Annotated in this window: 26 protein-coding genes and 1 pseudogene; 11 read left to right on the forward strand and 16 right to left on the reverse strand. The window is 67.2% G+C overall.

Going from position 1 to position 20324, the window contains the following annotated elements:
- The first annotated feature begins 44 nt into the window (after positions 1 to 44).
- Positions 45 to 512, forward strand: a complete 468-nt coding sequence (locus tag HCT51_RS17170; protein ID WP_166880364.1) for a VOC family protein — start codon at positions 45 to 47, stop codon at positions 510 to 512.
- On the opposite strand, the gene HCT51_RS17175 is transcribed toward HCT51_RS17170, so the two are convergent.
- Together HCT51_RS17175 and HCT51_RS17180 are read right to left on the reverse strand one after the other, a co-directional pair.
- Positions 509 to 1309, reverse strand: a complete 801-nt coding sequence (locus HCT51_RS17175; RefSeq protein ID WP_166880367.1) for an alpha/beta fold hydrolase — start codon at positions 1307 to 1309, stop codon at positions 509 to 511. The two genes, HCT51_RS17170 and HCT51_RS17175, sit on opposite strands and share 4 nt — an antisense overlap.
- Positions 1310 to 1390: 81 nt before the next feature.
- Positions 1391 to 1753, reverse strand: a complete 363-nt coding sequence (locus tag HCT51_RS17180; protein ID WP_166880369.1) for a DUF1801 domain-containing protein — start codon at positions 1751 to 1753, stop codon at positions 1391 to 1393.
- A gap of 101 nt (positions 1754 to 1854) precedes the next feature.
- On the opposite strand from HCT51_RS17180, the gene purL reads away from it, so the two are divergent.
- Both purL and HCT51_RS17190 read left to right on the forward strand, forming a co-directional pair.
- On the forward strand, positions 1855 to 4176 hold the full coding sequence (gene purL, locus HCT51_RS17185; protein WP_166880371.1) for a phosphoribosylformylglycinamidine synthase subunit PurL: 2322 nt from the start codon (positions 1855 to 1857) through the stop codon (positions 4174 to 4176).
- Positions 4177 to 4264: 88 nt separating this feature from the next.
- Positions 4265 to 4717, forward strand: a complete 453-nt coding sequence (locus tag HCT51_RS17190; protein WP_166880373.1) for an NUDIX domain-containing protein — start codon at positions 4265 to 4267, stop codon at positions 4715 to 4717.
- 11 nt (positions 4718 to 4728) lie between these two features.
- On the opposite strand, the gene HCT51_RS17195 is transcribed toward HCT51_RS17190, so the two are convergent.
- The 3 genes from HCT51_RS17195 to HCT51_RS17205 all read right to left on the reverse strand — a co-directional run bounded on the left by HCT51_RS17195 (position 4729) and on the right by HCT51_RS17205 (position 6829).
- On the reverse strand, positions 4729 to 5040 hold the full coding sequence (locus HCT51_RS17195) for a chorismate mutase (RefSeq protein ID WP_166880375.1): 312 nt from the start codon (positions 5038 to 5040) through the stop codon (positions 4729 to 4731).
- A gap of 91 nt (positions 5041 to 5131) precedes the next feature.
- On the reverse strand, positions 5132 to 6055 hold the full coding sequence (locus tag HCT51_RS17200) for a DMT family transporter (protein WP_370626859.1): 924 nt from the start codon (positions 6053 to 6055) through the stop codon (positions 5132 to 5134).
- 84 nt (positions 6056 to 6139) lie between these two features.
- A complete protein-coding gene (locus HCT51_RS17205; protein WP_370626860.1) occupies positions 6140 to 6829 on the reverse strand; it encodes a GNAT family N-acetyltransferase in 690 nt (229 codons plus the stop codon).
- Between the two features lie 112 nt (positions 6830 to 6941).
- Here HCT51_RS17205 and HCT51_RS17210 point away from each other — a divergent pair, with 112 nt between their 5' ends.
- Positions 6942 to 7550, forward strand: coding sequence for a maleylpyruvate isomerase family mycothiol-dependent enzyme (locus HCT51_RS17210; protein WP_166880377.1), 609 nt, complete (start codon positions 6942 to 6944; stop codon positions 7548 to 7550).
- A 165-nt stretch (positions 7551 to 7715) separates the two neighbouring features.
- On the opposite strand, the gene HCT51_RS17215 is transcribed toward HCT51_RS17210, so the two are convergent.
- From HCT51_RS17215 to HCT51_RS17245, 7 genes are all read right to left on the reverse strand, one after another.
- A complete protein-coding gene (locus HCT51_RS17215; protein WP_166880379.1) occupies positions 7716 to 9002 on the reverse strand; it encodes an adenylosuccinate synthase in 1287 nt (428 codons plus the stop codon).
- 80 nt (positions 9003 to 9082) lie between these two features.
- On the reverse strand, positions 9083 to 9451 hold the full coding sequence (locus HCT51_RS17220) for a DUF4440 domain-containing protein (protein WP_166880381.1): 369 nt from the start codon (positions 9449 to 9451) through the stop codon (positions 9083 to 9085).
- Between the two features lie 44 nt (positions 9452 to 9495).
- On the reverse strand, positions 9496 to 10191 hold the full coding sequence (locus HCT51_RS17225) for an NADPH-dependent F420 reductase (protein ID WP_166880383.1): 696 nt from the start codon (positions 10189 to 10191) through the stop codon (positions 9496 to 9498).
- Positions 10192 to 10276: 85 nt separating this feature from the next.
- Positions 10277 to 10933: an RNA methyltransferase gene (locus HCT51_RS17230; protein WP_166880479.1), complete on the reverse strand. Its 657-nt coding sequence runs from the start codon at positions 10931 to 10933 to the stop codon at positions 10277 to 10279.
- A gap of 109 nt (positions 10934 to 11042) precedes the next feature.
- A complete protein-coding gene (locus HCT51_RS17235) occupies positions 11043 to 11450 on the reverse strand; it encodes a DUF898 family protein (RefSeq protein ID WP_166880386.1) in 408 nt (135 codons plus the stop codon).
- Positions 11451 to 11715: 265 nt separating this feature from the next.
- Positions 11716 to 11883, reverse strand: a complete 168-nt coding sequence (locus tag HCT51_RS17240) for a hypothetical protein (RefSeq protein WP_166880390.1) — start codon at positions 11881 to 11883, stop codon at positions 11716 to 11718.
- Position 11884: 1 nt separating this feature from the next.
- A complete protein-coding gene (locus HCT51_RS17245; RefSeq protein WP_166880392.1) occupies positions 11885 to 12661 on the reverse strand; it encodes a class E sortase in 777 nt (258 codons plus the stop codon).
- A 106-nt stretch (positions 12662 to 12767) separates the two neighbouring features.
- Here HCT51_RS17245 and HCT51_RS17250 point away from each other — a divergent pair, with 106 nt between their 5' ends.
- The 3 genes from HCT51_RS17250 to HCT51_RS17260 are packed head-to-tail and all read left to right on the forward strand — an operon-like array spanning position 12768 to position 15027.
- On the forward strand, positions 12768 to 13625 hold the full coding sequence (locus HCT51_RS17250; RefSeq protein ID WP_166880395.1) for a DNA-methyltransferase: 858 nt from the start codon (positions 12768 to 12770) through the stop codon (positions 13623 to 13625).
- Positions 13626 to 13666: 41 nt separating this feature from the next.
- Positions 13667 to 14188, forward strand: coding sequence for a P-loop nucleotide/nucleoside kinase family protein (locus HCT51_RS17255; protein ID WP_224760567.1), 522 nt, complete (start codon positions 13667 to 13669; stop codon positions 14186 to 14188).
- 41 nt (positions 14189 to 14229) lie between these two features.
- The gene (locus HCT51_RS17260; RefSeq protein WP_166880397.1) at positions 14230 to 15027 is read left to right on the forward strand and encodes an HAD-IIA family hydrolase; all 798 of its coding nucleotides are present in this window, start codon (positions 14230 to 14232) and stop codon (positions 15025 to 15027) included.
- 125 nt (positions 15028 to 15152) lie between these two features.
- On the opposite strand, the gene HCT51_RS17265 is transcribed toward HCT51_RS17260, so the two are convergent.
- Positions 15153 to 15977 (reverse strand): hypothetical protein, encoded by an 825-nt coding sequence (locus tag HCT51_RS17265; protein WP_166880399.1) that lies wholly within the window; start codon positions 15975 to 15977, stop codon positions 15153 to 15155.
- On the reverse strand, positions 15974 to 16525 hold the full coding sequence (gene pyrE, locus HCT51_RS17270) for an orotate phosphoribosyltransferase (RefSeq protein WP_166880402.1): 552 nt from the start codon (positions 16523 to 16525) through the stop codon (positions 15974 to 15976). The genes HCT51_RS17265 and pyrE overlap by 4 nt, the downstream gene beginning before the upstream one ends.
- A 516-nt stretch (positions 16526 to 17041) precedes the next feature.
- Between pyrE and HCT51_RS17275 the strand changes: the two genes are divergently transcribed.
- The 4 genes and pseudogenes from HCT51_RS17275 (at position 17042) to HCT51_RS17290 (ending at position 18733) form a co-directional block, all read left to right on the forward strand.
- Complete coding sequence (locus HCT51_RS17275) at positions 17042 to 17206, forward strand: hypothetical protein (protein WP_166880404.1); 165 nt, start codon at positions 17042 to 17044, stop codon at positions 17204 to 17206.
- Positions 17207 to 17215: 9 nt separating this feature from the next.
- Complete coding sequence (locus tag HCT51_RS17280; RefSeq protein WP_166880407.1) at positions 17216 to 18055, forward strand: exodeoxyribonuclease III; 840 nt, start codon at positions 17216 to 17218, stop codon at positions 18053 to 18055.
- Positions 18056 to 18143: 88 nt separating this feature from the next.
- Positions 18144 to 18338, forward strand: a pseudogene (locus HCT51_RS17285) (type II toxin-antitoxin system VapB family antitoxin); the annotation flags it as partial.
- The gene (locus tag HCT51_RS17290; RefSeq protein WP_166880412.1) at positions 18335 to 18733 is read left to right on the forward strand and encodes a type II toxin-antitoxin system VapC family toxin; all 399 of its coding nucleotides are present in this window, start codon (positions 18335 to 18337) and stop codon (positions 18731 to 18733) included. The pseudogene HCT51_RS17285 and the gene HCT51_RS17290, both read left to right, overlap by 4 nt.
- 29 nt (positions 18734 to 18762) lie before the next feature.
- Here the strand turns inward: HCT51_RS17290 and HCT51_RS17295 are convergent, their stop codons facing one another.
- Both HCT51_RS17295 and HCT51_RS17300 read right to left on the reverse strand, forming a co-directional pair.
- Positions 18763 to 19683, reverse strand: coding sequence for an AEC family transporter (locus HCT51_RS17295; protein ID WP_166880415.1), 921 nt, complete (start codon positions 19681 to 19683; stop codon positions 18763 to 18765).
- Positions 19684 to 19722: 39 nt separating this feature from the next.
- Entirely contained in the window at positions 19723 to 20307 is a 585-nt protein-coding gene (locus HCT51_RS17300) for a PadR family transcriptional regulator (RefSeq protein ID WP_166880418.1), read from the reverse strand.
- Positions 20308 to 20324: the final 17 nt, after the last annotated feature.

Below are 20324 nucleotides of genomic sequence, written 5' to 3' on the forward strand. Positions count from 1 at the left end.
CTTAGCGTGGGCTGCGACGCATTGGTCGAACAAGGAGTCTTTCGATGGCCGAGCTCTCACCGATCCAGCCTTGCCTGTGGTTTGACAACCAGGCTCGCGAGGCGATGACGTACTACGTTGATGTGTTCCCGAACTCGCGAATCATCTCAATCGACGAGTATCCCGACGAGTCGCTCGACGAACACTTCGTCGGGATGTCGGGCAAGGTGATCAACGGGCAGTTCACCTTGAACGGGGTGGACTTCGTCTGCCTCGACGGCGGACCGATCTTCACGCTCTCCGAGGCGGTCTCCTTCATCGTGTCCTGCAAGGACCAGGACGAGATCGACTACTACTGGTCGAAGCTGTCGCACGTGCCCGAATCCGAGCAGTGCGGCTGGTGCAAGGACCAGTTCGGGCTGAGCTGGCAGATCATCCCGGCGAACATGGGCGAGCTGATCCGTCGGCCCGAACAGATGCAGGTGTTCATGCAGCAGAAGAAGATCGTGATCGCCGAGCTCGAGAGCGCCTAACGCCCGGCGGTGAAGAACTCCACCGCCGATTCCCGGAACACCCGCGACCCCGGCGCGTTGAAGTGATGCCGGTCGGGTAGTTCGACGAAGGAGCCGTGGGGTGCGGCATCCGCGAGTCGGCGCGATTGCGCGAGGATCGCGTCTTCGCTGCCGGTCGCGAACAGGATCTGCTGCTGCGGCGGGCTTGCCGGATCGGGGTCAGAGTCGGCGAACCGCATTCCTTCGGCGAGCGCGATCAGCGCCCGCAGGTCGTTGCCGGCGACGCGCTCGGCGACCGTGCAGTAGTTGAGCGTGACCTGATCCTCGACCGGGGTGCCGTGTTCGGCGTAGGCACGTGCCTGATCGAGCTGCAGCCTCGCCAGCGGACGGCCGTCGGGGATGCCGCCGAGCACCGCCCGGTCGATGCGGTGCGGAAGAAGCACGGCGAGCTGCCAGCCGACGCGCCCGCCGAGCGAATACCCGGCGTAGTGCACGGTGTCGAGCATGTAGGTGTCGAGCACGGTCACCAGGTCGTTCACGAGCGTGTCCATGCCGTAGGCGGTCGCTTCATGCGGTTTGTCGCTCGCGCCGTGGCCGCGCTGGTCGACCGCGAGCACCCGGAACCCGGCCCGCGTCAGATCCCGCACCCAGCCTGTGTTCGCCCAGTTGTCTCGGCTGCTCGAGGCGAACCCGTGCACGCACATCACTACCGGGGCATCTTCCTCGCCCCACAGGTAGGTCGCGATCCGGCGTCCGTCGGCGGACATCACGTACTGCGGCGACGGCATCTCGGTCAGGGCAAGCAGGGCTGAGCTCATGTCTGCCATTCTTTCCGGTCGAGCGGATGTCGCGGACTTTCGACGCTCACGTCGCTGGCGAGTGCAGGCGCCTCAGGCACCTCAGGCGTCCTGCGCGGCGATCCACGCGCGGATCAGACCCTGCAGCGACCCCCGCTTGCGCTCGAGGTCGTCAGCATCGAGGAACTTCGCGACCCGGGACACGTCGCCCTCGCCCTCCAGCAACCCGTCGGGGTCGGGCAGCGACGCTCCCCTGTGGAACATCAGGCTGACGTGCTTGGTCGACTTCGGGTAGAACGAGGCGATGTTGCCGCGGTACACGAAGGTCGGCGCCTGCCACTTGATCACCTCGCTCACCCGATCATCGGCGTCGAGCACCGCATCCCGAACCGCCATGACGAGCTCCCGCTGCGGATTGGAGTAGGACTCGAACCAGGCGTCAACCTCTGCGCTGTGAGTGGCCATGCGCCGAGTATGGCATCCACGAGCGCTGGGGCATCTTGCAGGTGGGCCGCCGGTAGACTTGGGCAGTCCGGCATCCGCTTTTCTCTTGGAGTTCGCCACTCGTGACCGACACATCCACCTCCCCTTCCCGCGCTGTCGCTGACACCGTTCAGAACGCCGCCGTCACCCCCGAGAAAGAGCAGCCATACGGCGCGCTCGGCCTCAAGGAAGACGAGTATCTGAAGATCCGCGAGATCCTCGGCCGCCGTCCCACCTCGGGTGAGCTGGCGATGTACTCGGTGATGTGGAGCGAGCACTGCTCATACAAGAGCTCGAAGAAGTACCTGCGTGAGTTCGGCAAGAAGGTCACGCCCGCCATGAAGAAGAACCTCATGGTCGGCATGGGCGAGAACGCCGGCGTCGTGGATGTCGGTGAGGGCTGGGCCGTCACCTTCAAGATCGAGAGCCACAACCACCCCAGCTACATCGAGCCGTTCCAGGGCGCCGCGACCGGCGTCGGCGGCATCGTGCGCGACATCATCTCGATGGGCGCCCGCCCGGTCGCCGTGATGGACGCGCTGCGCTTCGGCGCCATCGACCACCCCGACACCGCCCGTGTGGCGCACGGCGTGGTCTCGGGCATCAGCTTCTACGGCAACTGCCTCGGCCTGCCGAACATCGGCGGCGAGACCTACTTCGACCCGATCTACCAGGGCAACCCACTGGTCAACGCGCTCGCGGTCGGCGTGCTGCGGCACGAAGACCTGCACCTGGCGAACGCCCGCGGCCCGGGCAACAAGGTCGTGCTGTTCGGTGCCCGCACCGGCGGCGACGGCATCGGCGGGGCATCCATCCTCGCCTCCGACACCTTCGCCGACGGCGGACCGACCAAGCGCCCCGCGGTGCAGGTCGGCGACCCGTTCGCCGAGAAGGTGCTCATCGAGTGCTGCCTCGAGCTGTTCCAGCAGGAGCTGGTGGAGGGCATTCAGGACCTCGGCGCCGCCGGCATCAGCTGCGCGACATCCGAACTCGCCTCCAATGGCGACGGCGGCATGTTCATCGAGCTCGACAAGGTGTTGCTGCGCGACCCGTCGCTCACCGCCGAAGAGATTCTGATGTCCGAGAGCCAGGAGCGGATGATGGCCATCGTCCGCCCGGAGAAGCTGGACGCCTTCCTCGCGGTCGTCGCCAAGTGGGATGTCGAGACCTCGGTGCTCGGCGAAGTGACCGACACCGGCCGGCTGATCATCGACTGGCACGGCGAAGAGATCGTCAACGTCGAGCCGCGCACCGTGGCCGTCGACGGCCCGGTCTACGACCGTCCGGTCGCCTACCCGACCTGGCTTGACGCGCTGCAGGCGTCTTCGGCCGCCGGGCTGCCCCGGCCGACCAGTTCGGACGAGCTGCGGGACCAGTTCCTGCGCCTGCTCGGCTCGGCGAACCTCGGCGACAAGAGCTGGGTCACCAACCAGTACGACAAGTACGTGCTCGGCAACACCGCGCTCAGCTTCCCCGACGACGGCGGCATGGTTCGCGTCGACGAGGAGTCGGGCCTCGGTTTCGCCGTCGCCACCGACGCCAACGGCCGCTACTGCCAGCTCGACCCGCGCCAGGGCGCCAAGCTGGCCCTCGCCGAGGCGTACCGCAACGTCGCCGTCACCGGCGCCACCCCGGTCGCCGTGTCGGACTGCCTGAACTTCGGCTCTCCCGAGAACCCCGAGGTGATGTGGCAGTTCAGCGAGACCGTCGACGGACTGGCCGACGGATGCCTCGAGCTTGAGATCCCCGTCACCGGCGGCAACGTGTCGTTCTACAACCAGACCGGCGACGTGCCGATCTTCCCGACCCCGGTGGTCGGCGTGCTCGGCGTGATCGACGACGTGGCCCGCCGCATCCCGTCCGGCTGGCAGGACGAGGGCGACAACATCTACCTGCTCGGCACCACCGCGCTCGAGCTGGACGGCTCGGCCTGGGCCGGCGTCATCCACGACCACCTCGGCGGACGCCCGCCGGCCGTCGACCTGTCCCGCGAGAAGGATCTGGCCGAACTGATCTCGGCCGGCGCCCGCGAATCGCTCATCGGCTCCGCGCACGACCTCGCCGACGGCGGCCTCGGCCAGGCCCTCGCCGAGAGCGTGATGCGCTTCGGCGTCGGCGCCCGCGTCTGGCTGACCGAGATCATGGAGCGCGACGGAGTGGACGCCGCGACCGCGCTGTTCAGCGAGTCCACCGGCCGCGTCATCGTGTCGGTGCCCCGCGAGGACGACGTGAAGTTCCGCGGGCTGTGCGAGGGCCGCGGCTACCCCGTGCTGCGAATCGGCGTCACCGACGCGGCATCCGCCTCGCTCGAGATCCAGGACGAGTTCACGCTGACCGTCGACGAGCTGCGCGCCACGCACCGCGCGCCGCTGGCCGCCGCGTTCGGCGCCGTCGTCGGCCAGTAGTTGACCGTGAGGTCTGGGCTTTGGTCCTTCATCGAGCCGGTGAAGAACCAAAGCCCAGACCTCAACCCATATTTAGAGCGGATGTCGCATGGTTGAGCGCTTTCAGGTGGTGCCTGCCGCGTACCTGTTCCTGCGGCGCGGCGATGAGGTTCTGCTGCAGCTGCGGCGCGACACCGGCTACTTCGACGAATACTGGGCGGCCGGGGCGGCCGGCCACGTGGAGCATAACGAGTCGGTGTTCGACGCCGCCCGCCGGGAGGCGGCCGAGGAGCTCGGGATCTCCGTGGCATCCGCCGATCTGGTGCCGCTGACCGCCATGCACCGCACCCACGACGGCCACCAGCTGATCGACGAGCGGGTCGACTTCTTCTTCGAATGCCGGGTATGGGGCGGTGAGCCGGTGCTGCAGGAGACCAAGGCCGCCGATCTGCGCTGGTTCCCACTGGACGCGCTGCCGACGCCGGTGGTTCCGCACGAGCTGTTCGTGCTGGAGCGGATGCTCGCCGGCAGCGTGCCGCCGGTGGTCAGCTTCGGGTTCTAGCCCCCGCGGGGTTACTCGCTCTCGCCGTTGGCCGCGATTTGCTCGTGGTGGTGGATGACCTCGGCCACCACGAAGTTGAACCACTTCTCGGCGAACGCGGGGTCGAGCTGCGCCTCCTCGGCGAGCGCCCGCAGCCGCGCGATCTGAAGGCGCTCACGATCGGGGTCGGACGGCGGCAGGTGATGGCGCGCCTTCAGCAGGCCGACCTGCTGGGTGAAGCGGAACCGTTCGGCCAGCATGTGAATGAGCGCCGCATCGATATTGTCGATGCTCTTGCGGATCCTGGCCAGTTCATCGAGGGGCGCGCGCTCTTCCAATGCCATGGGTCGAGCCTAATTGACCGGTGGTGTCGGGTCCGACAGCACCAGCCGCCGGGCGTGGTCGGCTGCCGGCAGGTGCGGTCGGCTGCCGGGCTTAGGCGCGCTCGATGGCCGCCGGCTCTGGCACCCTGGCCCGCGGTTTGCGCTGGGTCAGCAGGATGCCGAGCAGCACGAGCACCGCGCCGACGGGCTCGTGCCAGCTGAAGGTCTCGCCGAGCAGCACGGCGCCGAGGGCCACTCCGACGACCGGGGTGACGTAGGTGACCGTCGACGTGCTGGTGGGTCCCCAGGCCTCGAGCACGTTGTAGAACCAGACGTAGGCGATGCCAGTGCCGAGGGCGCCCAGCAGTACGAGGCTGCCGACGACTCGCCAGTCAAGCACGACCGGCTGCCAAGCCAGCACGGGGGTGAGCAGCAGCATGACCACGGCGGCCATGCCGATGTTCATGAAGGCCTGGGTGGTTCCGGGAACCTTGTGCTTCGCCACGAACTTGCGGTTGTAGCCGAAGCTGAAGCCGTAGCAGGCGGTGGCGCCGAGGCAGGCCAGCTGTCCCCACAGCTCACCGGTCAGCGCCGTGTGCTGCCAGGGGCCGATGATCATCAGCACCCCGAAGATGCCGATCAGGATGCCGCCGATCTGGCGTCGCGACAAGCTCTCGACCCGGAAGCCCAGGGTCACCACGAGCGCGGTCATGATCGGCGTCACCGCGTTGTAGATGCTGGCGAGCCCGGACGACACGTACTGCTCACCCCACGCGAACAGCAGGTGCGGTAGCACGCAGTTCGTCACGCCGAGCACGGTGAAGTGCAGCCACAGCGTGCGGTCGCGCGGGAGGCGCTGCCGCGACAGCAGCATCACCACGGCGAGCGCCAGGGCGCCCAGAACCTCTCGCGACCACGCCACCTGCCCGTAGCTGACACCCTCGAGCGCCACCTTCATGAACAGGAAGCTGGCACCCCAAATCAGCCCCATTCCGAGGAACTGCAGGCCGATGGAGAGGTTCGACGATGACTTCACGTGTCGACGCTATCGGTAGCCAGCGACAGTTCTCCGCCAAACATCGACGCTCGCCTGCCAGAGTGCGGAGTCGAGGCGAGCCCCCTAAGCGGATGCCTCGAGCCCGCCCGCCCGGAACAGCACCGGCTGCGCGCCGAACCGCTCCAGGCGCTGCTCCAACGACGCGGCCACCTCGGGCCACTCGTCGGTCAGGATCGAGTACACCGCGGTGTCGCGCCAGCTGCCGTCGGGCCGCTTGCGGTCGCGACGGTGGATGCCCTCGAAGCGGGCTCCGAGGCGTTCGATCGCCGCGCGGGAGCGCAGGTTTGCGGCATCCGCTTGGATTTTCACGCGTCCGAAGCCATGCGTGTACGCGAGCCGCAGCAGCAGCTGTTTCGCCTCGGCGTTCACCTGAGTGCCCCAGACGCGCGGGTCAAAGGCGGTCCAGCCGAGATGGCTGTGCTCGTTGGCGAGGTCGAAGTCACTGAGCGAGGTGGTGCCGACCAGGTGGGAGTCGTACGGTCCGCCCTGCACGAAGACGGCGTAGACGTTGCCGCGCTGCCAGGGAAAGTAGCTGCGCGCCCAGTCGACGAAGCCGGGTTCGGTATCGCGCAATCCCGCCGCGCCGCCGCCGAATCCGCCGGCGAAGACGCTCGGCTGACCGATCACGCGCCACAGCTCGGGAAGCAACGCTTCGGTCAGCGGTTCGAGGCGGATGTAGCGACCGTCGAGAGGCGACAGGTCGGGACGCACGGCGGTCATCGGCACATCGTGCAGCCCGTCCGTGAATCGCACGTGAACACCTCAGGACCTGCGGATAGCAAGTCCATGTCGAGGGATTGGTGACCGCTCGTGGGGAGCGGAGGAAGCGTCAAATGCCTCCTCGAATAGATGCGACGATGGAGCCATGGGTGAAGCACAGTTGTTCAGCCAGTCCGGCAGCGCTTTTATCTCCGTGGTGGGCTCGATCGCGCCCGACCAGTGGCAGGCGGCCGGCCTGGGTGTATGGGATGTTCGCGGGTTGGTCGGCCATACGGCGCGGGCCATGTTGACGGTAGAGAACTACCTTCACGCCGACGAACCGGGAGTGGTGTCGATTCCGGATGCCGAGACCTATTACACGACCGTATTCGAGCAGTACACCGACCATGCGTCGGTCGCGGCTCGCGGTGTCGAGGCGGGCGAGTGGCTCGGCGACGACCCCGTCGCTCAGCTTGTCGACCTGCACGACCGCACCGACGCGCTGATCGCGGAGCAGCCTCCCGGGCGCCTGGTCTCCATCGGCGGCATGGGCATCACGCTGGACCAGTACCTGCGCACCCGCATCTTCGAACTGGTGGTGCACACCATGGACCTGTGCCTTGCCACCGGGCTGTCGCATCAGCTGCCCGAGAAGGCGGTGTCCGACTCTGCCGCGATGGCGGCACGCATCGCCGTGGCCAAGGGCAAGGGCCGGGACGTCCTGTTCGCTCTCACCGGTCGTGGTCAGCTGCCCGAGGGCTTCAGCATCGTCTGAGCCGGTCCTCGCGTGAGCCAGTACTCGACGGGCGCGAGCGCCGGAGAAACGGACGAGCGCCGCTGACGTGGCAGCGGCGCTCGTCCGTTTTCGCGGCGTTCACCGCGGGAGGCGGCGTTCACCGCGAGCAGGCGGCGTTCACCGCAAGCCAGGAGCTCGGGCGCGCTAGTCGACCAGGTCGTGCCGCACGATGATCTCGTCACGGTCGGGGCCGACCCCGATCACCGAGATGCGCGAGCCGCTCATCTTCTCCAGGGCGATGACGTAGTCCTGGGCGTTCTTCGGCAGGTCCTCGAAGGTACGCGCCCCGCTGATGTCTTCGGACCAGCCCGGGAACTCCTCGTAGATCGGCTTCGCGTGGTGGAAGTCGCTTTGCGACACCGGCACCTCGTCGTGGCGCACGCCGTCGACGTCGTAGGCGACACAGACCGGGATTCTCTCCAGGCCGCTCAGGATGTCGAGCTTGGTGAGCACGAAGTCGGTTACGCCATTGATGCGCGCCGAGTATCGGGCGATCGGGGCGTCGTACCAGCCGGTGCGGCGCGGGCGGCCGGTGGTGGTGCCGAACTCGAAGCCGGCTGAGCGCAGGAACTCGCCCGACTCGTCGTGCAGCTCGGTCGGGAACGGGCCGGCTCCGACGCGGGTGGTGTACGCCTTGACGATGCCGATCACCCGGTCGATGCGGTTCGGGGCGACACCGGATCCGGTTGCCGCGCCACCCGAGGTGGCGTTCGACGAGGTGACGAACGGGTAGGTGCCGTGGTCCACGTCGAGCATGGTGGCCTGGCCGCCCTCGAACAACACGGTCTTTCCGGCATCCAGAGCCCGGTTCAGCTCAAGCGACGTGTCGGCGACCATCGGGCGCAGCCGCTCGACGTAGCTCAGCAGGTCGTCGACGATCTCGTCGACGGTGATGGCGCGACGGTTGAACACCTTCACGAGCAGGTGGTTCTTCTGATCGAGGGATGCCTCGACCTTCTGCCGCAGGATGTTCTCGTCGAAGATGTCCTGGATGCGGATGCCGACGCGGTTGATCTTGTCGGCGTATGTCGGGCCGATGCCGCGACCGGTGGTGCCGATCTGGCGCTTGCCGAGGAAGCGCTCGGTGACCTTGTCGAGCGTGCGGTGGTACTGGGTGATGACGTGCGCGTTCGCGCTAACCAGCAACTTCGAGACGTCGACGCCACGGGCGCTCAGGGCGGTGAGTTCGTCGAAGAGCACCTCGATGTCGACGACGACGCCGTTGCCGATGACCGGGATGACGCCGGGCGTGAGGATGCCGGATGGCAGCAGGTGCAGCGCGTACTTCTCGTTGCCCACCACGACGGTGTGCCCGGCGTTGTTACCGCCGTTGAACTTGACGACGTAGTCGATGCGGCCGCCGAGCAGGTCGGTGGCTTTTCCCTTGCCCTCATCGCCCCATTGGGCGCCGACGATAACGATTGCTGGCATGGGGGGATCCCTTCAGATCGGTGGGGATTACACCTCAGTCTACCGAAGGGTCGCTGAGCCTTTGTCGGGGAGGCCCCCGCCTACGCCGCCGTCTGCTGGTGCGCCGCGATCTTCCAGCCGCCGTCTTCCCAGACATAGGTGGTGCTGACCAGCATTTCCACCGGCTGCCCACCGCTGGTCGCAACGGCACGGTAGACGAGCATGCCGGCATGATCTCCGAGACGGATGACGCGGGGTTCGCGTATCTCGTACGTCTCAAACGGCGGCGCACCGGTGAACGACGCGGCCACCTCGTCTCGCCCGCCGACGAGACCGGGCAACACCATCACTCCGTCAGCGGTCATCTCGCGCTGGAAGTGGGCACCGGCACGGCCCTCACACAGGGCGCGCCAGCTGTTGTGCTCTTCGCGCAGCAGGCGGGCGGGCAGATCGTCGGTGATCTCAGTCATGCCCCCACCGTAGCCCCAGCACCGGGCATCCGGCACCCGGCGCGTCAGGACGCGGACTGCCCTCCGAGCACGATCCGGATGTTGAAGTCCCAGGTTCCGGTGGCCTGCATGAGGTCGACCCAGAGCAGCAGGAACATCTCCAGCGCCCTCGCCGCCACGAGACCGCCGAGGTCGATGATGTCGTCCTCCGGCCAGCCGAACTGCCGGAGCAGCCCGGCGACCTCCGCCTTGGCCGCCGCGTCGTCGCCGGCGATGAAGACGTTGTGCGGTGCCGGCAGCCGCTGCGGATCGACCATCAGCACGTGGTTAACGGTGTTCAGCGCCTTGACCACCCGGGCGGCCGGAAATTCGCGCTGCAGCTGCTCCGCGAGGCTGTCCGTGTTGCAGACCGAGAGGAACGGCGGGAAGCCGCGGGAGTAGTCCAGCGGATTGGCGACATCCATGATGATCTTGCCGTCCAGCGACCCGACCGCCCGCAGCGCCTCGACCGACGCGGTGCCGGCGGTGGCGTTGACCACGAGGTCGCCGTGCGCGCCGGCTTCGGCCAGCGTGACAACCGGGATCTCTGGATGGTCGGCGTGCCATTCCTTGAATGGGCCGGCGCCCGTGACTGAACCCTCGGTGCGCGCGAGCGTCTGCTCCGGCTCGCGCGTGCCGACGACGACGGTGTGGCCGGCCTGGCTCAATGCCGCCGCCAGGAATTGGCCCGCGGCACCGGTCCCAATGACCGAGATGTTCATGCCGCACACGCTAGACCGGCGGGGCGGCCGGGTCAACGGATCCCGGTGCTCGCGAGGCTCAGGCGATTGCCGGGCGGGTCACCGCTCAGCCGCGCGGGAACGACACGTGCTGCATCACCCAGGCGTGCATCGCGACGGCCGCCGCGGCCGACGCGTTGATCGACCGGGTGGAGCCGAACTGGCTGATCTCCAGAACGGCGTCGGAGGCCGCGATCGCCTCCGGCGACAGGCCGGGGCCCTCCTGGCCGAACAGCAGTACGCAGGATTCCGGCATCCGGAACGTCTCGATGATCACGCTGCCCGGCACGTTGTCGATGGCGATGATCGGCAGCCCCTGCGCGCGGGCCCAGACGACGAAGTCGGCGACATCCGGATGATGCATCACGTGCTGGTAGCGGTCGGTGACCATCGCGCCGCGCTTGTTCCAGCGACGGCGGCCGATGATGTGCACGGTGTCGGCGCCGAACGCGTTGGCGCTGCGCACGATCGAGCCGATGTTCATGTCGTGCTGCCAGTTCTCGATCGCGACATGGAACGGATGCCGGTGCTGATCGAGATCCGCGACGATGGCTTCCATCCGCCAGTACCGGTAGCGGTCGATCACGTTGCGGGTGTCGCCGTCGCGCAGCAGGTCCGGGTCGTAGTGCTCGTCCGCCGGCCAGTCACCGGGCCAGGGCCCCACGCCGTGGGTACTCAGTTCGTGAGTGCCGGGGCGGTCGTGTGTGGAGTTGTCAACGGGCATATCAGTCACGGTTCGACGTTACGCGGTATCGAGGGCCAGTCAGCTGACCGGACGACAGAAGCGCCCCGCCAAACCGTGAAGGTTCGACAAGGCGCTTCCATGCTGCTGCCTAAGCGGTGACCGAGATCTGCGACTGCGGCTCCGCGAGAACCGGCTGCGCCTGGGCCGGCTGGCCCGCTGACCACGACTGCAGCGGTGCGACAGGCTTCGCGAACTCAGTGTGCACCGTCACCCAACGCTGGATGCGAGGACCGACCCAGAACAGGTAGATGCCGGCGGTGATGAGGCTCAGGAGGAACCATTTGATCCACAGCCCGAACAGGCCGGTGGCCGAGCCCGTGAACACGAGCTGCTGACCGTCAATGAAGGTGTGCTTCGCGCGCCAGCGTTCGTTGAGGACAAGCGCGAACGGGTAGCAGATGCCGAGGGTGCATACGGTGACGAGTAGACCCAGGATTGCGGTCCCGAAGTAGGTGGCGGCGCCGCCGTCGAAGCTGAAACGGGTTTCTCTAGCCATGCGGTGGTTCTCCTGGATTGTGTAGCGAAAGGGCTGCGGCCGCGCAGGCTTTACTCCGGCGCTGGCCGTCAATGAGTATGGGTCAGGCGCCGGTATCCCTCGCGCACTCGCGGCCCCCAGTTCTGGGGTTACGGGGGGATGGTCCGGAGATTCGCGCCCGCGTACCGTGCTTCCGTGCGGATCTGCGTTTATCCGTGGCGCCCAGATTGGGGGGGAGAGAAAGTCCGTCCGATGAGCCCGCGCCGGACGAAGAGGTGCCGACCGCTCAGCCGACGATCGTCGGATCTGGCGTCATTAGAGGCTCGATGAACGGCAGGATCGCCGGGAACACCCAGAAGAACAGCACCGCCACCACCGCGGCGACCAGCACGATGGCCAGCAGGATGCGCAGCCACAGCGGGCCGGGCAGGACTTTGAAGAGAGCGGCGTACATGTCAGGCTCCGTCCGGGGCGGCGAGCGAGGCGGGCGGCCCGTCGACGCGTGGCGTGAATGATTCGAGGGCGCCGTAGCCGATGAAGCGCTCCCTGGCTGAGAACATCGGATGGCACGCGACCAGCGTGATCATCGCTTCGGTGGGTTCGACGCCGGGTTGGCGGGGGACAGGGAGCAGCACGTCCGTCGCCTGCGGTTTGACGATCTCGCCGGACCGGTAGCGGTAGGTGTACCAGCCGTCCGCAGTTTCCACCACGAGCGCGTCGTTCGGTACGAGTTCGTGGATGAGGTTGAGCGGCCTGCCCCAGGTGGTGCGGTGCCCTGCCACGGCGAAGTTGCCGATCTCGCCGGGCTGCGCGGTGCCCTCAAAGTGCCCGATGTGCTGCTCGAGCACGCTGAGCACGGCTCCTTCGGCGATGACCGTCGCGTAGTCGCTGCCGAAGCGCGGAACCTTCAGCACCGCGTAGCCCTCGCCGAACTCCGGCGCCGGTACCACTGCCGGTTCGGGCTCCGGTGCGGCGGTGGGCTTGGGAACCGTCCACTGGTCGCTCATCGCCGCGGCGGTCTCGTTCTGCTCGGCCCGCTGCTGCGCGTCGTGCACGCCGAAGTACCAGCCGAGGAAGAGGAACACCAGCACGCCCGCGGTGATCAGCAGCTCGCCGAGCACTCCGACCACGCCCAGCGCGCGCGACGGACGCCGCCCAGACGCACCCCGCTTCGAGGCCGCCTTGGAGGCACCCCGCTTGCTTCGGCGGGGCCGTAGCGACGTGTCAGACATTCAATTCCTCGGAGCTTCCCTCACCGGCGGCAAACACCGGCGGCAAACACCGAGAGCCTATCGGAGGTGTCTGTCCGGCTCCCGCAGGCCTGTTAAGGTCGAGTTCGTGAACGGGCTGAACTGGACAAACGATGGCCCTGACCTCATCGTGCACGGCGATAACCTGCCGGCGCTCGAACAGTTGCCCGACGCATCCTTTCGTCTGATCTATCTCGACCCGCCGTTCAACACCGGCCGGCCGCAAAAGCGGCAGACGATCACGACCGTGCGCAGCGCCACCGGCACCCGCGTCGGGTTCAAGGGCCGCAGCTACGACACCATCAAGGGCACCCTGTACGGCTACGACGACTCGTTCGCCGACTACTGGGAGTTCCTGGAGCCGCGGCTACTCGAGGCCTGGCGCCTGCTCGATGACCGGGGCACGCTCTACCTGCACCTGGACTACCGCGAGGCGCACTACGCCAAGGTGGTGCTCGACGCGCTGTTCGGCCGGGAGTGTTTCCTGAACGAGATCATCTGGGCATACGACTACGGCGCCCGCGCCACCAAGCGCTGGCCGTCGAAGCACGACACGATCCTGGTTTATGTCAAGAACCCGGCCACGTACTACTTCGACAACGAGGCGGTCGACCGGGAACCGTACATGGCGCCCGGCCTGGTGACGCCGGAGAAGGCGGAGCGCGGCAAGCTGCCGACGGATGTCTGGTGGCACACGATCGTGTCGCCGACAGGTAAAGAGAAGACCGGCTACGCCACGCAGAAGCCCGAGGGCGTGCTGCGTCGCATCGTGCAGGCCTCAAGCGCTCCCGGCGACTGGGTGCTCGACTTCTTCGCCGGCAGCGGCACCACCGGCGCGGTTGCCGGCAAGCTCGGCCGGCGGTTCATGCTGGTCGACGCGAACCCCGACGCCATCGAGGTGATGCGGTCGCGCCTGGGCTCGGCCGAGGTGGTCACGCTGGGCTGAGGCCGGAGGCCGCGATGGGCCCTGCGCGATAACCTCGTCGCGTGGATGCCTTGGACCGCGACATCCCGGACATCGATCCGGCCCGCCCGACCGTCGTGATGATGTGCGGTGTCGCCGGGTCGGGGAAGACCACCTATGCGACCGCCCTCGAACAGCGAGGCTTCGTGCGCCTGTCCATTGATGAGGCGATCTGGGCGGCGGTCGGCAGGGACGGCGCCGAGCTGGATGCCGCCGTATACGAAGAGCACAAGAGGGCGGCCCAACGGATGCTCGACGGTGAACTGCTGCGGCTGCTCGCCGGCGGGCGATCCGCGGTGCTGGACTACAGCTTCTGGCAGAAGACCACGAGGGATCGCTACAAGGCGCTCATCGAACAGGGCGGCGGCAGGTGGGAGCTGGTCTACCTGCGGGTGCCCGCCGAGATCCTCCGACGACGGCTCGCGCGGCGGAACCAGCTGACCGGCGCCAACGCAGTGTCCGTGTCCGAGGAGCTGCTCGATCGTTATCTCGCCGGGTTCGAGGCCCCGCTCGGCGAAGGTGAGCGGGTCATCGAGCAGTCCTGACGCTTCACGGGTCGTCAATATCGCCCGCCTAGGATTGCGGCATGCGAAACCGAGGCGAGATCGAGTGTTGGCTGACCGACATGGACGGCGTGCTGGTACACGAGAACAGTGCCCTGCCCGGCGCCCAAGAGCTGATTCAGCAGTGGCGAAACGACGGCACGCCGTTCCTGGTGCTGACCAACAACTCCATCTTCACGCCGCGTGACCTGAGCGCCCGGCTGCGGTCATCCGGGCTCGACGTTCCCGAAGAGTCGATCTGGACCTCCGCGCTCGCCACCGCCGACTTCTGCGCCTCGCAGATGCCCGGCGGATCCGCCTTCGTCATCGGCGAGGCGGGAATCACCACCGCGCTGCACGAGGCCGGCTTCATCATGACCGAGACCGACCCCGACTACGTGGTGGTCGGCGAGACCCGCAACTATTCGTTCGAAGCGATCACCAAGGCGATCCGGCTGATTATCAACGGCGCTCGCTTTATCGTGACGAATCCGGATGCCACGGGGCCCAGCGCTGAGGGACCTTTGCCTGCAACCGGGGCGATTGCCGCCCTGATCACCAAGGCCACCGGCAAGGACCCGTATGTGGTCGGCAAGCCGAACCCGATGATGTTCCGCTCGGCGATGAACCGGATCGGCGCGCACTCCGAGAACACCGGCATGATCGGCGATCGGATGGACACCGACATCGTCGCCGGCATCGAGGCCGGCCTGCACACCATCCTGGTGATGACCGGCATCAGCGATGAGGCCGAGATGGCGCGGTACCCGTTCCGGCCCGACGAGGTGCTCTCCGGCGTGCACGAGCTGCTGGCGGTCGAGCCGTACGACTCCGACCTCTAGGGAAGGGCGGCCAGCCGCCAGGTTGGGTCGCGCGGCGCCAACTTTCCCGTGAGGTCTGGAGTTTGGTTGTTCGAGCGGCCCATGAACGACCGAATGCCAGACTTCAGCGGCCTATCGCCAGCCGACTACTGCTGCGGGACCGCCACGCTTACGGTCAGCGGCTCGCCGGAGGAGCGGGTGGCGAAGCAGAAGTAGTCGTGGTGACCGGCATCCCATTCCTCCGCGGTCGCGGCGTAGCTGGCCTGCACCTGGATGTCCGAGAACTGGCCGGCCGCGGCGAAGTCGATCACGGTGGGCGCGCTGCAGAGCAGGTTGATCTGGGTCTGCAACCCGTCGACGCCCGGGTAGCTCGGGTTGGCGGCATCCATCGGGAAAGTGCCCCGATCGACCAACTGCGCGGGATGCGGCACGGCGCAGTCGACGACGGTGAACTCCTCCGCCCAAGGATCGGTGTACGGGTCGATGCACTCACCGCCCAGCAGTTCTGACCAGTCGTAGACGCCAGCCGGCAGCGGACCGACCGCGGGCGCCTCTGGCGTGGACGTCGGGGTTGGCTCGGCGGTTGCGCTCGGCGTCACGACCGCGGCCGGCTCGTCAGTGCCACCCAGCCGGGTTCCGACGAAGTAAAGCGCCACGATGGCGAGCACGGCCACCAGTGAGCCGGCGATCCACAGCAGGATTTGCTGATTGCGGGGGATGGGCGCGTGCCCCTGGGCGGCGACATCCGGTTTCCCGTCCGCTGCCTGCCCGAAACCGCCCTGCGTCTGCCCGACCGGTTCGGCCGGTTCGGCCTGGCGGCGTCCCGGCTGAGACTCCCGTCGCGTCGACCGCGACGGCGTGAACACGGGTTCGTCGCTGTAGTCGCGGAACGCCGTCTCGCCGAACACGTCGTCCAGTTCGGAGGGATCCCCGTCCTGTGGCTCTCGCGAGGGGTCGGTGCGGTCGGTCATCCGTCCAGGCCCAGATCGGCCAGGCCGATCGCGGCGAAGTATGGGTAGCCGGCCGCTTCGATGCGTTCGCGGGCGCCGGTGTTGCGGTCGACGACCACGGCGACGCCCACCACCTCGGCGCCGACCTTCTTCAGCGCCTCGATGGCGGCGAGCGGCGATCCGCCGGTGGTTGAGGTGTCCTCCAGCACGATGACGCGCTTTCCGGCGAGGTCGGGGCCCTCCACCTGCTTGCCGCGGCCGTGGTCCTTGGGCTCCTTGCGCACGACGAAGGCGTGGTAGTTCCTGCCGAGGCTGGCACCCTGGTGCAGGATGGCGGCCGCGATCGGGTCGGCGCCCATGGTCATGCCGCCGACCGCATATACGTCGTCGATGTCTTTGATCAGGTCGACCATCACCTGGCCGATCAGCGGCGCGACCCGGTAGTCGAGGCTCACCTTGCGCATGTCGACGTAGTACGTCGCCTTCTTGCCGCTCGTCAGGGTGAAGTCACCGTGGAAAACGGCGTCACTTGCGATGTAGTCAATAAGCTGCTGCCGTACGTCAGTCACGTCCTTCACTTTAGCGATTCGGCGGGGAGCCCATGACGACAACTACCTTCAGGCGCAATCGTTGGCCGTTCGCGCTGGCGGGGTTGGCGGCATCCGCCTGGGCATTCTTCCTGCTGCCACCGCAGTTGAAGGTGTGGGCGACGGATGGCGCGATGCCTCCGTGGATCCGGCAGCTCAGCGACCTGCCGGTTTACGACGGTCTGCGGGCCGCGGCCGATGGCGCCGGGCTGACCGACCACTACGCGCTGTTCGGCGCAGCGGTCGCGCCGTCTTTCCTGCTGCTGGCCGTGGCGCTTCGCCCGGCGACCCGGACCCTCGGCATCCTGGGAGCCTTGTTGCACTGGGTCGCCTTGCTCACCGCCCTGGTCGTGGTGGTCAGCTACGTCACCCACGCCCTGCCCGCACCGTGGAACAGCCTGTGGGGCGCCGAGGCGCTCGGGCTGGCGCTAATGGGATTGCTGGCGATTGCCTGCGGGGTCGTTGCCTTGCTGCGGGGTCGTTGCCTTGCTGCGGCGGATGCGTCCGACCTGGCCCGCGGTGATGCTGGCGCTGCTACTGCCGGTGACGGTGGCCGGCACAGTTCTGTTCGGCTATTGGCCGCACGGTTCACTGGTGCTGATGGGCATCTGGCTGGCGATCATCGCGCTCGGCTGGCCCGAGACGGTGCCGGGACGCCGGTAGCGTTGAGGCATGCGTGTTGCCACCTGGAATGTGAACTCGATCCGTACCCGCGCCGGCCGTGTCGTGGACTGGCTGGTGCGCGAGGACATCGACGTGCTCGGCATGCAGGAAATCAAGTGCAAGCCGGAGCAGTTCCCGGTGCAGCTGTTCGAGGAGGCCGGGTACGAGGTCATCGCGCACGGCACCAACCAGTGGAACGGCGTGGCGTTCGCCAGCCGGCTGCCGATGACGGATGTCGCCACCCACTTCGAGCACCAGCCGGGCTTCCTGAAGGGTGAGGAAGGTCCCGACCTGCCGATCGAGGCGCGCGCGATGGGCGTCACCGTCGGAGAGCTGCGGCTGTGGAGCCTGTATGTGCCGAACGGGCGGGCGCTGGGCGACCCGCACTACACGTACAAGCTCGACTGGCTGAACGCGCTGCGCACCGCCACCATCGAGCGGCTGGCCGCCGAGCCGCGCCTGCCGCTCGCCCTGATGGGCGACTGGAACATCGCGCCCACCGACGTGGACAACGGCGACCCGACCGTGATCGAGGGCATCAGCACCCACGTCTCACCCGAGGAACGCGCCGCGTTCGCCTCATATGCCGAGATCGGCATGCAGGATGTCGTGCGTCCGCACGTTCCCGAGGGGCTGTTCACCTACTGGGACTACAAGCAGCTGCGGTTCCCGCGCAATGAGGGCATGCGGATCGACTTCATCCTCGGCTCGCCCGGCTTCGCCGAGCTGGTGACGGATGCCTCGATCCACCGCAATGAGCGCAAGGGCACCACCCCGAGCGACCACGTGCCCGTCGTGGTCGACCTGGCGATCGACGAGGATGACGATGACCGCCCGATGATCTTCTAGCTGGTAGACCTCTACCCCTCACGGGTAGAATGGTAGACATGAGTCTCAACATCAAGAACGAGGCGGTGCACCAGGCGAACTCGCCAGACTCACCGGGGTGAGCCAAACCCGCGCCGTAGAAGACGCTGTCAACCGCCGCCTCGACGAATTGAGGCGACACGCGCCCGAGGACAAGGCCGAGCGCATTCTCGCGGTCGGCCGGGAGATCGCGGGCCGACTCGGGCCCGACAGTTTCGGCGATGTCGACGACCTGCTCTATGACGAACACGGGCTGCCTCGATGATCGTCGACTCCTCTGCGCTGATCGCCATTGCGCGCCAGGAACCGGACGCTGCAACCTACGCTCGGGCGCTGGCCCGGTCGGAGGCAAGCTTCCTGTCGGCGGCGAACTACGTCGAGGCGGCGATCGTGGTCGACCGCTCCCACGACCCGATCGCGAGCCGGGCATTCGATGACCTCCTGAGCCTGGCCTCGATCAGAATCGAACCGGTCACCGTCGAACAGGCGCGTATTGCTCGCGATGCGTATCGCGATTTCGGCGAGGGCAGTGGACATCCGGCCGGTCTCAACTTCGGCGACTGTTTCGCCTACGCCCTCGCCAAGGACCGCGGACAGCCCCTTCTTTTCAAGGGCGATGACTTCTCACAGACCGACGTGCAGAGCGCACTGGACAGCTGAGCGCCTACTCACCGAGTGAGAGTGCCCTGCTAGTGCAGCAGGGCCGTCCAGGCCAGCAGCACCAGGATCGACCCGAACGTGGTGATGAACACGGTGTCGCGGGCGATGATCACGCCCCGGTCATAGCGTTGCGCGTAGTTGAACACGTTCTGCGCGGTGGGCAGCGCCGCCAGCACCACCACCGCGAACAACGCCTGCCCCTCAAGCCCGAACAGGACACGTCCCACCAGCCACGCCACGGCTGGCATGATCGCCAACTTGATCGCCGAGGCCAGCACCACGTCACGTCGACCGGATCCCGCCTGCAGGATGCGTTGGCCATGCAGCGACATCCCGAAGCTGATCAGCATCACCGGAACCGCCGCGGCGCCGATCAGTCGGAATGGTTCCATCACCGGGGCCGGCAGCTGCAGCCCGGTGAGCGCGACGATCAGTCCGAGCGCCGATCCGATGATGATCGGGTTGCGCAGCGGTTGCAGCAGCACCCGGGCAACCGTGGTGCGTCCGCCGGTGCGCACGTCGAGGATGGTGAGGATCACCGGGGTGAACACCAGGAGCTGCAGCAGGACCACCGGGGCGGAGTACGCCGCATCGCCGAGCACATATACCGAGACTGGAATACCGATGTTGTTGGCGTTCACGTAGCCTGCTGCCACGGAGCCGATGGTCGCTTCCGGCACCGGACGCTTCCAGACGAACACGGCCACCACCGCGAAAAGCGCGAAGCAGATCAGCGCGGCGATCAGCGACACCACGAGCAGCGGAGAGAACAGCTGCTCGACCGAGGCGTCGGCCAGCACCGTGAACAGCAGGAACGGGGACAGCACGTAGAACACGGTGCGGGCGATCACGGGCTGGGCGTGCACGCCGAGGACGCCGCTGCGTCCGACGATGTAACCGACCAGGATGATGGCGGCGATGACACCGAACCCCGTTAGAACGCCAGACACTCGTTCATTCTGTCAGCCGGGCGAGGCGCGGCCGCGCGGTCAGACACGAGTCGGCTGCCGCACGATCTCGATCGCCTGTTCAGCCCACTCGATCCGATGCGTCGCGGTGTCGATGAGGTAGTCGAAAACATGCGTCTTCAGCTGCACGATTCGGTCGTGATCGGCCGGGTCGCGACGCGCCAGTCGCTCCCGAATCAACGGAGTGTCAATGGCAGCCAAGCGTGCCCTGTGCGCGGCCCATTGCTCGAGCCGCTCGCGCACCTCTGCGATATGGGCGCGCAGCACGGCCTCGGCGTCGGCCGCGGGGATCGTGTCGAGAAACAGGGTCTGCAACAGGAACGGATCGCGCACGCTCGGCTCGCTATGCGGCTCGGCCAGCCAGCGGCGCAGCTCGGTCAGCCCCGCCTCGGTGATCGAGTACGAGGTGCGCTTCAGCTTGCTGCCGCGCACCTGTTCCTCGCCCGAAATCAGTCCCTCTTTGGCCATCTTCGCCAGCAAGGGGTAGATCTGGCTCTGCGGCGCGGTCCACACCCAGCGGGCGGACGCCTCAAAGAACTGGGTGAGCTCATAACCGCTCATTTCGCGTGCCTCAAGCACGCCGAGCACCGCATGCTGCAGGGACATGGGCCTCATCTTAGGCA

This window comes from Salinibacterium sp. ZJ450 (genome assembly GCF_011751885.2).
In the GTDB taxonomy this organism is placed as follows: Bacteria; Actinomycetota; Actinomycetes; order Actinomycetales; family Microbacteriaceae; genus Ruicaihuangia.